14 protein-coding genes are annotated in these 13508 nt (G+C 68.9%); 11 read left to right on the plus strand and 3 right to left on the minus strand.

The annotated features are described in order from the left end of the window. Window positions 1-91 precede the first annotated feature (91 nt). Both IEY87_RS21470 and dop read left to right on the plus strand, forming a co-directional pair. Entirely contained in the window at window positions 92-1222 is a 1131-nt protein-coding gene (locus IEY87_RS21470) for an acyltransferase family protein (RefSeq protein WP_225277225.1), read from the plus strand. Between the two features lie 85 nt (window positions 1223-1307). Beyond that, window positions 1308-2822, plus strand: coding sequence for a depupylase/deamidase Dop (gene dop, locus IEY87_RS21475; protein ID WP_263651904.1), 1515 nt, complete (start codon window positions 1308-1310; stop codon window positions 2820-2822). 88 nt (window positions 2823-2910) lie between these two features. Here the strand turns inward: dop and IEY87_RS21480 are convergent, their stop codons facing one another. Then, window positions 2911-3315: a hypothetical protein gene (locus IEY87_RS21480; RefSeq protein WP_189140513.1), complete on the minus strand. Its 405-nt coding sequence runs from the start codon at window positions 3313-3315 to the stop codon at window positions 2911-2913. Between the two features lie 150 nt (window positions 3316-3465). On the opposite strand from IEY87_RS21480, the gene IEY87_RS21485 reads away from it, so the two are divergent. Beyond that, on the plus strand, window positions 3466-3675 hold the full coding sequence (locus IEY87_RS21485) for a ubiquitin-like protein Pup (RefSeq protein WP_189140514.1): 210 nt from the start codon (window positions 3466-3468) through the stop codon (window positions 3673-3675). A gap of 218 nt (window positions 3676-3893) precedes the next feature. Here the strand turns inward: IEY87_RS21485 and IEY87_RS21490 are convergent, their stop codons facing one another. Beyond that, the gene (locus IEY87_RS21490) at window positions 3894-5267 is read right to left on the minus strand and encodes an extracellular solute-binding protein (RefSeq protein WP_189140515.1); all 1374 of its coding nucleotides are present in this window, start codon (window positions 5265-5267) and stop codon (window positions 3894-3896) included. A 155-nt stretch (window positions 5268-5422) separates the two neighbouring features. On the opposite strand from IEY87_RS21490, the gene prcB reads away from it, so the two are divergent. The 8 genes from prcB to IEY87_RS21530 all read left to right on the plus strand — a co-directional run bounded on the left by prcB (window position 5423) and on the right by IEY87_RS21530 (window position 12435). Beyond that, complete coding sequence (prcB, locus tag IEY87_RS21495; protein ID WP_225277226.1) at window positions 5423-6286, plus strand: proteasome subunit beta; 864 nt, start codon at window positions 5423-5425, stop codon at window positions 6284-6286. Window positions 6287-6307: 21 nt separating this feature from the next. After that, window positions 6308-7084: a proteasome subunit alpha gene (prcA, locus tag IEY87_RS21500; protein ID WP_189140739.1), complete on the plus strand. Its 777-nt coding sequence runs from the start codon at window positions 6308-6310 to the stop codon at window positions 7082-7084. Window positions 7085-7187: 103 nt separating this feature from the next. Beyond that, complete coding sequence (locus IEY87_RS21505) at window positions 7188-7709, plus strand: hypothetical protein (protein WP_189140517.1); 522 nt, start codon at window positions 7188-7190, stop codon at window positions 7707-7709. A 110-nt stretch (window positions 7710-7819) separates the two neighbouring features. Next, window positions 7820-9178, plus strand: coding sequence for a Pup--protein ligase (gene pafA, locus IEY87_RS21510; protein ID WP_189140518.1), 1359 nt, complete (start codon window positions 7820-7822; stop codon window positions 9176-9178). A 76-nt stretch (window positions 9179-9254) separates the two neighbouring features. Beyond that, complete coding sequence (locus IEY87_RS21515) at window positions 9255-10196, plus strand: FKBP-type peptidyl-prolyl cis-trans isomerase (protein ID WP_189140519.1); 942 nt, start codon at window positions 9255-9257, stop codon at window positions 10194-10196. Between the two features lie 145 nt (window positions 10197-10341). Beyond that, a complete protein-coding gene (locus IEY87_RS21520; RefSeq protein ID WP_189140520.1) occupies window positions 10342-11202 on the plus strand; it encodes an FKBP-type peptidyl-prolyl cis-trans isomerase in 861 nt (286 codons plus the stop codon). 76 nt (window positions 11203-11278) lie between these two features. Further along, a complete protein-coding gene (locus IEY87_RS21525) occupies window positions 11279-11923 on the plus strand; it encodes a helix-turn-helix transcriptional regulator (protein ID WP_189140521.1) in 645 nt (214 codons plus the stop codon). A 32-nt stretch (window positions 11924-11955) separates the two neighbouring features. Beyond that, the gene (locus IEY87_RS21530; protein ID WP_189140522.1) at window positions 11956-12435 is read left to right on the plus strand and encodes a DUF3291 domain-containing protein; all 480 of its coding nucleotides are present in this window, start codon (window positions 11956-11958) and stop codon (window positions 12433-12435) included. Here the strand turns inward: IEY87_RS21530 and IEY87_RS21535 are convergent. Beyond that, window positions 12381-13481, minus strand: coding sequence for a DUF3866 family protein (locus tag IEY87_RS21535; RefSeq protein WP_225277227.1), 1101 nt, complete (start codon window positions 13479-13481; stop codon window positions 12381-12383). The two genes, IEY87_RS21530 and IEY87_RS21535, sit on opposite strands and share 55 nt — an antisense overlap. Window positions 13482-13508: the final 27 nt, after the last annotated feature.

Here is a 13508-nt window from a genome sequence, read left to right on the forward strand (position 1 = left end):
ACGGCCTTACGCCTCTCAACGACGAAGATTCCGATGCTTCGCTGTGACAGAGGTGAAGGAAGGGAACCGAAAGGATCTTTGGGGCGTCTAAGTGGCCGTGCACCATCCCAACCGGCCGAAGCACGCTCACGGAGACGGCCGGCTGGCCGAGCTCGACCTTCTGCGGTTCATCGCCGCCCTGGCCGTGCTGGCCTTCCACTACCTGGTCGCCTACGCCTCCGTCTGGGGGGACCGGCCCGCCGAGCTCTTCCCCGCGGTCGCCCCCGTCGCCGGGCTCGGCATCTTAGGCGTCGAGCTGTTCTTCATGATCAGCGGGTTCGTCATCCTCATGAGCGCTTGGGGGCGTGGTCTCGGCGCCTTCGCCCGCTCCCGGGTCGTCCGGCTCTACCCGGCCTACTGGCTCAGCCTGATCGCCGTCGCCGCGCTCTACGGGCTCACCAGCGCCACCGCGCTCAACCCAAAACTTTCGCCAGAGCACTACCTGGTGAACGCCAGCATGTTCCAGCGGTTGTTCAAGATCACCGACGCCGCCGGCGTCTACTGGTCGCTCTGGGCCGAGCTGCGCTTCTACCTGCTCATCGCGATCCTCGTCCTGGTGGGCGTCACCTACGGTCGAGTCCTGGTCTTCGGGGGCGTCTGGCTGGCCGCCGCGCTCGGCGCCGAACTGCTCGGCGACCCGGTGCTCAACGAGATCGTCATGCCGCGCTACGCGCCGTACTTCGTCGCCGGAATGGCCCTGTACCTCATCCACAAGCACGGCAGCGCCTGGCTTCCGTGGATCTACTTCGTCGCCGGCTGGGCCATGTCGCTGCACTCCGCACTCGAACGGGTGCACGGGCGCATCAAGGTCGCGGGGTTCAAGAACATGCCCGTCACCGACCTGAGCGTGATCATCACCATCACGGTGATCTTCGCCGTCATGGCCCTGGTCGCCCTCGGGCTGTTACGGGTGCGGTCGCGCGGCTGGCTCACCGCGCTCGGCGCCACGACCTACCCGCTTTACCTGTTCCACTCCACGATCGCGGTCGCGCTCATCCCCCTGCTCGTCGGGGATCTGCCGCCCTGGGTGGTGGCCACGGTCACCACGCTCGCGGCGGTCCTGCTGTCGTACGCCGTCTACTTCTTTGCCGAACGCCCCATCCAGCGGCTAATGAAGCCCCGCAGAACACCACAAAGCACATCAACGCCTGCCGTACAGGATGAAAAGGCTTCGGTGCCATAACCTTGTGACCCTGGGGCACTGTGAAGGGCATAGGCTCGGGCATATAAACGGCGGATAGACAGATCCGGACGAACAGAGGGTGCGCATGACGGTGCGTCGGGTGATGGGCATCGAGACCGAGTACGGCATCTCCGTACCAGGTCAGCCAGGCGCCAACGCGATGGTGACCTCCTCACAGGTGGTCAACGCCTACTTGGCGGCCTCGGCCGCCCGGGCACGCAGAGCGCGCTGGGACTTCGAGGAGGAGAACCCCCTACGCGACGCCAGAGGCTTCGACCTGGCCAGAGAGGTGGCCGACCCCACTCAGCTCACCGACGAGGACCTCGGCCTGGCCAACGTCATCCTGACCAACGGCGCCAGGCTCTACGTCGACCACGCCCACCCGGAATACTCCACGCCCGAGTGCACCAACCCGCGCGCCGCGGTGATCTGGGACAAGGCGGGGGAGCGGGTCATGTACGACGCGGCCCAGCGCGCCAGCGCCATCCCCGCCAACGCGCCCATCCAGCTCTACAAGAACAACACCGACGCCAAGGGCGCCAGCTACGGCTGTCACGAGAACTACCTCATGCGCCGGGCCACGCCCTTCGCCGACATCGTGCGCCACCTCACTCCGTTCTTCGTCTCCCGGCAGGTGGTCGTCGGCGCGGGCAAGGTCGGCATCGGGCAGGACTCGCGCGGTGACGGCTTCCAGATCAGCCAGCGGGCCGACTTCTTCGAGGTGGAGGTCGGGCTCGAGACCACGCTGAAGCGGCCGATCATCAACACCCGGGACGAGCCGCACGCCGACCCGGAGAAGTACCGGCGCCTCCACGTGATCATCGGCGACGCTAACATGTCGGAAATTTCGACATATCTGAAGCTAGGGTCGACGGCGCTCGTCCTTGCCATGATCGAAGACGGCTTCCTCACCCGCGACCTGGCCGTCGACAACCCCGTCCAATCCCTGCGCGCCGTCTCCCACGACCCCACCTGCCGCTACGAGATCCCGATGCGCGACGGCCGCAAGCTCACCGCCGTCCAGCTGCAGATGGAATACCTCGAACAGGCCCGCAAGTACGTCGAAGAGCGCGGCACCGCCCAGGACGAGATGAACAAGGACATCCTCGACCGCTGGGAGTCCGTCCTCACCCGTCTGGCCGAAGACCCCATGCAACTGGCCGGAGAGCTCGACTGGGTCGCCAAGCTCGAACTCCTCGAGGGCTACCGCAGCCGCGACGGCCTCGACTGGTCCCACCCCCGCCTCGGCCTCGTCGACCTGCAATACTCCGACATCCGCCCCGACCGCGGCCTGTACAACCGGCTCGTGGCCCGTGGCCGCATGCGGCGCCTCATCACCGAGGACGAGGTCGACCGGGCCGTCGAGAACCCGCCCACCGACACCCGCGCCTACTTCCGCGGTCGCTGCCTGCGCCAGTACAGCGAATCCGTGGCCGCCGCCTCCTGGGACTCCGTCATCTTCGACATCCCCGGCAGAGAGTCGCTGCAGCGCGTCCCCACCTTGGAGCCGCTGCGCGGCACCAAGGCCCACGTGGGCGAGCTCTTCGACCGCTGCCGCACCGCCGCCGACCTCGTCGCCGCCCTCACCGGCGGAGACTAGGGGCCCTGGACGGCCGTGGCCGGCGAAAACCCAGGCTTTCGTACGACGTCCGTACCTTTCTGATCTATAACGTAAAGGCGTCCGGCTGTCAGAGCAGCCCGATGCCGAGCGTGAGCGTGCCCACCGCCAGGCTCGCCCCGCCCGCCATGGCCAGATAGATCAGCTTGCTGGGCTTCCTGTCGCTGGGGCGGGCCACCGACAGGAAGAAGCCCAGGGGCATCAGGATCGGGGCGGCCACGATCGACGTGCGTACCAGAGTCTTCCAGGCGTCGGACAGGTCGGCCTGGTCCACGTACAGCAGCGCCACCAGGCTGAACAGGACCAGCACGCCGGCGTGCGCGTGCCCGGCCCGCCACAGGCCGCGCCGGACCGGGTTGTCCCGGTAGCCGGGCACGTCGCGCATGAGGAACGCCAGCAGGGAGACGCCGCCGAAGGCGATCGTCGGGACCGTGATGAGGAGCACGCCGGCCGTGCTCAGGGATGCGGGGGACATGGTGAACCTCCTGGTGGGGCGAGGTTCCAGTATTGGATAGTGAAGCTATCTAGTCAAGTCGGCAAGATCGCGGGACGATCGGCGCGAAATGTCGCCCCGTTCGGGGAAGATATGGGCTAGAGAGGTAGTCCCCCACCGTGGAGGTTGGACATGGCCAGCAAGGACACCGGCGGACAGAAGCAGACCGGTCGGCGTGAGTCCGAGGTCGAGGAGACCGAGGCGTCGGCGGCACCGGAGGTGCAGGAGCGCCAGGAGAAGCTCACGGACGATGTGGACTCGATCCTGGACGAGATCGACGAAGTGCTCGAGGAGAACGCAGAGGAATTCGTGCGCTCGTATGTACAAAAGGGCGGCCAGTAGCGCAAGCGGACAGGGCCTGAAGGGCTGAAGATGTGCCCGGATGCGGGGCGGCGAAGGGCGCCTCCGAGTTCGGGCGCCGGACGGAGGTGAAGGCGGTCACGGGGTTCGGCAGGCATCGAGCCGAGCCATCCGGGCCGGCCGCCTGTGGCAAGCCCTGTCACACACGGTGATGCGGGATGAACGGGTGAAGAACCACGGGGGTGAGGGCCGGGGTCACGTCAGCCGGAGATGGAGATGTTGGCTGCGCCGCCTACCAGGTCCTCCAGCTTCCTCTGGTAGGCGGCGGCCGCCTCGTCGGCGCTCTTGCCGCTGACGACGTCGGCGGTGGCTTCCTGCAGCAGGACGGAGACCTGCGGGTAGATGGCCAGGCCGGGCCGGTAGGCGGTGACGGGCAGCACGTCGTCGGCGATGTAACTCAGCATCGGGTCGCCGGCGAGCACGTCGTCGTTGACGTCGATGCGGGAGCTGACGCGGGTGCGGCCGGCGAGTTCCGAGGTGGTGGCCTCGGCGGAGTGCATGAAGGACAGCAGTTCCCAGGCGAGCGCGGGGTTCTCGGAGAACGGGTTGAGCACGCGTACGGCGCCGCCTGACATGCTGACATGGTCCTGGCCGCGGATGCCGGCGCCGGGCTTCTTGGCGGGGATTTTGGTGTAGCCGACGATCTGGTCGCGGTCCTTCATGGGGGCTATGCCGGCGCCTGGTTCGATGACCGAGCGCCAGAAATAGTCGCTCTCGGCCAGGATGGCGATCTTCCCGTCGGCGAACTGGGCGAAGGATTTGTCGCGGCCTTTGGCCTCCTGCTGGAGTTTGGGGTCACCGAGGCCGCTGCCGCCGTAGATCTGCTGGTAGAAGCCGAGCACGTCCTTCATGGCCCGGCTCGCGCCGGTCCACTTGTCCTGGGCGTGGATCTCCGCCCCGGCGCCGGCGAGCAGCGGCAGGACGCCCTGCATGGTGGTGGCCTCGCCCGTGGCGCTGCCGGCGTTGATCTGGATGGGGGTGGGCACGCCGGCGGCCTTGAGCGCGGTGCCGGCGTCGATGATGTCCTGCCAGCTGCCGGGGTTCCAGGTTCGTGGCAGGCCCGCCTTGGCGAACAGGGTCTTGTTGTAGAACAGGACGCGGCCGTCGGTGCCCTGGGGCAGCCCGTACTTCCTGCCGTCGAAGATGCCGAGTCCTTGCACGGCCGGGGGGATCTGGGACCAGCCGCTCCAGGAGTCGACGGCGGCGCCGCTGACTTCGGCGAGCGGCTCGATGTAGCCGGCCTGCGCGAACTCGCCGATCCAGATGCCGTCGAGGTCGATGACGTCGGCGGCGGTCCTGGCCTTGAGGTCGAGTGCGATCTTGGTCTTGTACTGCTCGTCGTCGACGCCGCTCGGCTCGAAGAGCACCTTGACGTCGCGGTGGGTCTTCTCGAACCGGGGGATGACCCACTGCTTGATCCAGTCGGCGGACGCGGAGTTCTTGCCGCCGGAGATGGCGTTGGCGGCGATGGTGAGGGTGATGCCGCCGTCTTCGGCGGGGGCGCCGGTTCCGCAGGAGGTGAGCGCCAGGAGGGCGAGGGCCGCGAGCACCGCTGGGCGGCTCGGGAGTCGCATGTCGGCCTCCTGTCGAGGGCGGGCGGACATATCGACGATCGCATGGGCTTTCGTGGGCGTAAAGAAACGATCTGGTGATCGGTTCGCCGTGAGCTGATCGTGGGAAGTGCAGACAGCGACGCAAGAACAGTAGGGTCGCTTCAGGGACGACTGACATGGGAGGGAGTCGCGTGGCATCGCACAGGGATCTGCCCGCCGGCTTGAGAGACCAGCTTTTCCACAACACAGGGAGTTCCTCGTTCACCGACTTCGTCGGCTCATATGCGCCCGAGCTGTTGCCGCTTCGGAATGAGGTGCTGGCCACGCCGATCGGCGACCAGGTCCCGCACGCGACCACGATCATCGCCGCGACCTTCGCCGGGGGTGTGGTGATGGCGGGAGACCGGCGTGCGACGTCGGGCAACATCATCTCCCAGCGTGACGTCGAGAAGGTGTTCCGCACTGACGACTATTCCTGCATGGGCATCGCGGGCACGGCCAGCACCGGCATCGAGATGGCCAGGCTCTACCGGGTGGAGCTGGAGCACTACGAGAAGCTCGAGGGCCGCACCATGTCGGTGGCCGGCAAGGCCAACCGGCTGGCGACGATGATCCGGGGCAACCTGGCGATGGCGATGCAGGGGCTGGTGGTGGTGCCGTTGTTCGCCGCCTACGACCCTGCCGCCGACGCCGGGCGGATCTTCAGCTACGACGTGGCGGGCGGGCCTTACGAGCGGGAGCGGTTCGACGCGATCGGCTCCGGTTCGATCTTCGCGCGGGGTTCGCTGAAGAAGCTCTACCGTGACGGCGCCTCGGCCGACGACATGGCGATGACGCTGATCCAGGCGCTGTACGACGCGGCCGACGACGACTCGGCGACCGGTGGTCCTGACGTGACGCGGAAGATCTGGCCGATCGTGTCGGTGGTCGACGCCGACGGTTTCCGGCGCCTGAGCGAGGAGCAGGTGACCGGTTATGTCGAGCGGATGCTCGAGGCTCGCTTGATCTCCCCTGACGGCCCCATCGCCCCGCTGCGTTAGAAAGGACCACCCCACGTGTCGATGCCTTTCGGATATGCGTCCCCTGAGCAGATCATGCGGGACAAGGCGGACTACGCGCGCAAGGGGATCGCGCGGGGCCGCTCCGTCGTCGTGCTGCAGTACGTCGACGGGATCCTGTTCGTCGCGCCCAACCCTTCCAAGGCGCTGCACAAGATCAGCGAGATCTACGACCGCATCGGGTTCGCGGCCGTGGGCCGCTACAACGAGTTCGAGGAGTTGCGGCTGGGCGGCATCCGCTACGCCGACATCAACGGTTACACCTACGACCGCTCCGATGTGACGGGTCGTGGCCTGGCCAACCTCTACGCCTCCAACCTGGGCCGGATCTTCACCGATTCGATCAAGTCGCTCGAGGTGGAGGTGGTGGTGGCCGAGGTGGGTGACGGACCTGACGGTGACGCCATCTACCGGTTGACGTTCGACGGCTCGGTGTTCGACGAGCACGGGTTCGCGGCGATGGGCGGTCAGGCGGAGGCGGTGTCGACGCGGCTGAAGGAGCGCTACCGCGAGTCGATGTCGCTGTCGGCGGCGCTGGAGGTGGCGCTGGCGGCCCTCACCGAGCCCGGTGGCGAGCGGCCGCCGGTGACGCAGCTGGAGGTGGCGGTGCTGGATCGCAATCGCGAGCACCGCAAGTTCCTGCGGCTGACGGGCTCACGCCTGGAGCGCCTGCTGCCTTCTGCCGACGCCTCGGCGCCCGCACCCGCCGCGGAGGAGGGTGAGAAGCCGCCGCCCACCGGCCCCGAGGGAGACGTGGACGACGGCTCTTCGCCGCTGTAGGACCAGGCCGCCGGCATCCCAGGGTGTCGGCGGCCCTTTGGGTGTGATTTGTATCACTATGTGCCGGTCGAACTCCGGGACGGCCCTGGCCATCGAACGATCCATGAAGATTCTTACGCGTAGCCTCCTCGCGACCGGTGCGGCCGCGGCCATGATCCTCGCGTCCGGCGCGGCGGCCGAGGCCGCCGCCATCCCGAAGTACAAGGCCCCGGAGGTCTTCGGGAAGACGTTCCAGGCGGATCCGAAGCATGACTTCACCAAGCGCATCAGCCCCCGGCACAACGGCATCCTGCGCGGCTGGATCACCCACGTGAGTGGCTCCGTGGCCGAGTACGAGCCCATCAAGTGGAAGAAGGGCACCGTCACCGAGGGCCGCTTCGTCGGCCCGCCCGAGGGTGACGTGACGGCCTACGCCTCGCCCATCGCCACGAACGTGGTCTTCCTGTCGGCGTTCGGCTGCGGATCGAAGATGGTCAATGTGACCGTCAGCGGAAAGCACGGGCTCGGCAGCAAGCGCTGCTCCAGGGCGGACCTGGTCAAGCGGCACAAGGGTGGCGGGCACCCGGCGCTCATTACCGTCCACCAGGGCAAGATCGTAAAGCTTCAGGAGATCTACACGCCCTGACGGGCGGCGAAAGGGCTCCGCGGGGGCGCGAGCACAGGTGAAGCGGGGTGCGCGGAAAACACCAGGAGAGATCTCTCCCGTTGGCCGATCCGTGGGCATAGTGTGAGGTGATGGATCGTCGCATCTTCGGGCTGGAGAACGAGTACGGCGTGACCTGCACGTTCAGGGGGCAGCGCAGGCTGTCCCCGGACGAGGTCGCGCGCTACCTGTTCCGGCGAGTCGTGTCCTGGGGCCGATCGAGCAACGTCTTCCTCCGCAATGGCGCACGCCTGTATCTCGACGTGGGCAGCCACCCTGAATACGCAACACCTGAATGTGACAACGTCATCGAGCTCGTCACCCATGACAAAGCCGGTGAGCGCATCCTCGAGGGCCTTCTGGTCGACGCCGAGAAACGGCTGCGCGAAGAGGGCATCGCCGGGGACATCTATCTCTTCAAGAACAACACCGACTCGGCCGGCAACTCCTACGGCTGCCACGAGAACTATCTGGTCGGCAGGCACGGCGAGTTCGGCCGCCTGGCCGACGTGCTGATTCCGTTCCTGGTGACGAGGCAGATCATCTGCGGTGCCGGCAAGGTGCTGCAGACTCCGCGCGGGGCGGTCTACTGCGTGTCGCAGCGGGCCGAGCACATCTGGGAGGGCGTCTCGTCCGCCACCACCCGCTCCCGGCCGATCATCAACACCCGGGACGAGCCGCACGCCGACGCCGAGCGGTTCCGCCGCCTGCACGTCATCGTGGGCGACTCCAACATGAGCGAGACCACCATGCTGCTCAAGGTCGGCGCCACCGACCTGGTGCTGCGCATGATCGAGGCGGGCACGGTGATGCGTGACCTGTCGCTGGAGAACCCGATCAGGGCGATCCGGGAGGTCTCCCACGACATGACGGGCAGGCGCAGGGTGCGCCTGGCCAACGGCCGTGAGGCCTCCAGCCTGGAGATCCAGCAGGAATACCTGTCGAAGGCGAAGGACTTCGTCGACCGGCGCGGCGGCGATGCCATCGCCCACCGGGTGCTGGAGCTGTGGGAGCGCACGTTGCACGCGGTCGAGACGGGCAATCTCGATCTGGTGGCGCGGGAGATCGACTGGGTGACGAAATATCAGCTGATCGAGCGCTACCGCAAGAAGTACGACCTGCCGCTGTCGTCGCCGCGCGTGGCGCAGCTCGACCTCGCCTATCACGACGTGCACCGTAAGCGCGGCCTGTTCTACCTGCTGCAGAAGCGCGGCTCGGTGGAGCGGGTGGCCTCCGACCTCAAGATCTTCGAGGCCAAGTCGGTGCCGCCGCAGACGACCAGGGCGCGGCTGCGGGGCGAGTTCATCCGCAAGGCGCAGGAGAAGCGGCGCGACTTCACCGTCGACTGGGTGCATCTCAAGCTCAACGACCAGGCTCAGCGGACGGTTCTGTGCAAGGACCCGTTCCGGTCGGTGGACGAAAGGGTCGACAAACTCATCGCGGGCATGTAAACAAAGCAGTTTACCTCGGCCCTACCGAGAGTCAGATAGTGTGGCGCGAATCTGACGTCTTTTCCGAGGGAAGTCCATGCGCCGCGCTCTGGCCGTCCTGGCCGCCGTGCCTTTGATCTTCTTCGCCGCCGCGTGCGGCTCCGATACCCCGGCGGCTCCGGCCGCCGGGGGCTCGTCCTCAGCGGCGGGCGCGGGGGTGAAGGTCACCGGTGAGGTGGGTGCCAAGCCCACGGTGACCTTCCCCTCCGGGTCGCCTGCCACCAAGTCCTCCTTCGAGGTGCTGACGGCGGGGACGGGTCCGGCCGTGAAGGCCGGTGACAAGGTCATCGTCAACCTGACCGTCTACAACTGGGACGGTCAGCAGAACGCCTTCCAGGGGTCCTCCTACGACACCAAGGCTCCGGAGACCATCCCGGTCAACGAGCAGCTCCCGCAGGTGCTGCGCGACGGCTTCACCAAGGTGAAGCACGGCGGCCGCCTGCTGGCCGTGATGGCCGGCGACTCCGCTCCGCAGCAGCAGCAGGGCACGCCGCCGCAGCCGACGAAGGTGTTCGTGCTGGACGTGGTCGGCGCGCCGCCGGTGGCCCTCAAGGCCGCCACCGGCAAGGAGACCGGCGACAAGCTCAAGGGCGTCAAGGTCGACAACCCGGGCGGCGAGAAGGCGCCCACGCTGACGACCAAGACGGGTGACAAGCCGTCGAAGGAGCTCGTCGTCAAGACCCTCATCAAGGGCACCGGCGAGAAGGTCAAGCCGACGCAGACGCTCACCGTCCACTACACGGGCAAGATCTGGGGCACCGACAAGGAGTTCGACTCCAGCTGGACCCGGGGCGAGCCCGCGGCGTTCCCGCTGGCCAACGTCATCCAGGGCTGGCAGAAGGGCCTGGCCGGGGTGCCGGTCGGCAGCCGGGTCGTGATGAGCATCCCGCCGGACCTCGGCTACGGAGCTCAGGAGCAGCAGGGCATCCCCGCCAACAGCACGCTGGTGTTCGTGGTGGACATCCTGTCGGCCTACTGACCGACGTTCGCGCACGTGGGCGCCCTGCCGGGCACCCACGTGGCGCATCCTGCGTGGCCTGCTGACCGGCGGTCGCGGTACGCGGTAGCATCGCGAGGCCCGGTTGGCATGACGCCGCCGGGCCTCGCCGCACGGGAGGTCGCCGATGCGCCGCCGTACCATCGCGTTGCTGCTGATCCCGCTGCTGGCCCCGGCGGCGTGCTCCGGTTCGCCGTCCGAGCCGGAGGTGGCGGGCGCGTTCGGCGCCCGGCCCACGGTCGTCTTCCCCACCGGCAGGCCGGCGGCCGAGCTGCGGATCGACCAGCTCGCCGCGGGCAGCGGCGCGACGCTGGAGCAGGACGACGTGGCGATCGTGCAGTACACCGCGCACGTGTGGGACGGCGGCGCGAACCGGCTGGTGGACTCCAGCTTCAACCGTGGCGCCCCGGCCGCCTTCCCGCTCGGCCGGTTACCGCCCGGCCTGGACCGGGCGCTGCGGGGCCGCAAGGTGGGCAGCCGCGTCGTCGCCGCCATCCCGCCGGGTGACGGCCTGCGCGACGAGCTGCTCTACGTGGTCGACATCCTCGGCGCCCACGGCCGGGACACCACGGTGGAGGCGGCCGGCGGGTCGCTGGCGGGCGTACGCGTCACCGGCACGGACCGGCCACGGCTGACAGTGCCCCGGACGGCTCCCCCCACCGCGTTCACCGCCACGGTCCTGTCCCGCGGCTCCGGCCCCGCCACGCAGACCGGCCGGCTCCTCGTCGCCCAGTACGTGGGCGTGGTCTGGGACGGGGGCCGGGTCTTCGACTCCACCTGGCGCACCGGCCGGCCGAAGACCTTCACGATCGGCGACGGGAGCGTGATCAGAGGCTGGGACCGGGCACTGCTCGGCGTGCCCGTGGGCAGCCGCGTCCTGATGATCGTCCCGCCCGCCGACGGCTACGGCGCCGCCGGCCACCCGCCCTCCGGCATCCGCCCGCAGGACACCCTGGTCTTCGCGATCGACATCCTGGCAGCGTACTGAGCCACGCGCGTCGGAGGCTCGCCCGCGCCCAGAAGCGGCTCTGAGAGCGCCGCGCGGGCTCCCCTAGACTGCGGCTGTGAGCGACGACGACCTCCAGGCGCTGGGGCTGCTGCAGGATCCGGTCCGGCGGAGCCTGTACGACGCCGTGGCGGCCGGAGGCGGCGAGGTGGGCAGGACGGAGGCGGCGCAGGCCGCCGGGGTGTCCAGGACGCTCGCCGGCCACCATCTGGACAAGCTCGTCGAGGCGGGGCTGCTGGAGAGCGGGTTCCGCCCCCAGGAGCGCAAGGGGCCGGGCAGCGGCAGGCCCGCCAAGGTCTACCGAAGGGCGGCGGGGGACCGGTCGGTGAGCCTGCCGCCGCGCGACTATGTCTCGCTCGCCTCGGTGCTGGCCGAGGTGGTCGACGAGCTGGGCGCCGAGGAACGGGCCGAGCGGGCGGCACGCGGGGCGGGCCGCCGGCTGGCCGGGCGGCACGGCGGCGAGCCGGTGGAGTCGGTGCTGCGCGGGCGCGGCTACGAGCCGTACCCCGACGACGGCGTCCTGCGCATGCGCAACTGCCCCTTCCACGTGCTGTCGCATGAGCAGCCGCTGCTGGTGTGCTCGATGAACCTGGCCCTGTGCCAGGGCCTGCTGGAAGGGCTCGGCGACGATCCGGGGCGGGCGCGGCTGGATCCGCGCCCGGGGGAGTGCTGTGTCACCGTTTCTAAAACAAATGACAATTGACATAGAAGGGGGAAGGTGATCTGCTGAGCGTCATGCATCTCGCTCAGCTCAACATCGCGCACCTGCGCGCGCCCGTCGACTCCGCCGAGCTCGCCGAGTTCGTGGCCCTGCTGGAGCCCATGAACGACCTCGCCGACCGGTCGCCAGGCTTCGTGTGGCGGCTCAAGGAGAGCGACGTGGACCCGACCGCCACCGTCGTGCACGACTACGGCGACCACCTGCTGGTCAACTTCTCGGTGTGGGAGTCCCGCGACGCGCTGTGGGACTACGTCTACCGCAGCGGCCACCTGGACGTGCTGCGCCGCCGCAAGGAGTGGTTCCACCGGGTGGCCGAGCCGTACACCGTGATGTGGTGGATCCCCGAAGGCGACCTCCCGTCACTCGACGAGGCGATGCGGCGTCTCGAACGCCTCAGGACGGAGGGGCCGGGCCCCGAGGCGTTCACCTTCAAGGACTCTTACGCCAGCAGCGAGGCGGCGAACCTGCCCGCCGCCGCCGAGGCCAGGAAGTAGGCCAGGTCCTCCTCCAGGCCCCGGCCCATCGTCGACAGCCTGACCGGCGAGGCGCGCAGCGCCTCGTGCAGGCCGTCGACCGGCACCGGCACCAGCTCGTGCCGGACCGCCAGCAGCTCCGCCTGATCTCTGACCCGCTCGCCGAACGCGCCCGCCAGCATCGGCACCGGCACCTGGGCGCGGGTCAGCGCCACCCGCCCGTAGGCGGTCAGCGAGTGGTGGGAGACGCCGAGGTGGCGCTCGCGCAGGTCGCCCTCGCTCACCCGCAGCGCCGCCACCGGCCGCCCCTGCAGCACCGACGCCGCGTTGACCGCCTCGCCCGCCGACACCCCGGAGAACCCCCAGCGGGTGCCTGTGCCCAGGTTGCCGGGCCCCTGGGTGACGATCGCCACGTCCGCCTCCAGTACGTGCCGGGCGGCCAGCAGCCCGGTGTGGGTGGTGACGGCCTCCACGTCCCCGCCGAACGCCTGCCCGACCGTGACCACCCCGGACAGCCAGCCGATCTCCCGCAGCCGGGCGGCCGCCATGGAGAACCACGCGGGCAGCGCCCCGCCGTCCAGCATCACGTACGCCACCCGCAGGTCCCGCGCGGCCGTGTCGTACAGCCCGCACAGGATCGGCGGCAGCGCCGAGTGCAGGTCGGCGACCACGACCGGCATCCCGTCGACGGAGTCCGCCTCGCGCAATCGGTCATGGAACGGGGAGTCCTGCTCGTCCGCGCCCAGCACCGTGGCCTGCAACGGCGTGTAGCGGGCCTTCACCAGGTGCCCGGGGCCTTGCGGATCTTGCGGCAAACGGTTCGGCACGGCCACCACCATGGCGTAACCTCCCGTACCGAGACCCATTGCGAGTGCCGTCGTGTTGAGCAGCACCTCGTCGCCGGGCTCCGGGCGGCCCACCAACGCTGGATAGGCCAGTGCCCGGTACAACGCACCGGGCTCCGCGCCCGGTGGGTTGTCCCCTTCGGGGACGGCGACTTCCAGCTCCATCGCTCCCGGCCACTCGCGCCGGATCCGCACAACCTCGCCCTTGCGCCATCTGATCACGGGGGCAGGGTAGCGTCGTTGAAGGAG

Origin of the sequence: Nonomuraea glycinis (genome assembly GCF_014646515.1) — a bacterium.
Lineage (GTDB): Bacteria > Actinomycetota > Actinomycetes > Streptosporangiales > Streptosporangiaceae > Nonomuraea > Nonomuraea glycinis.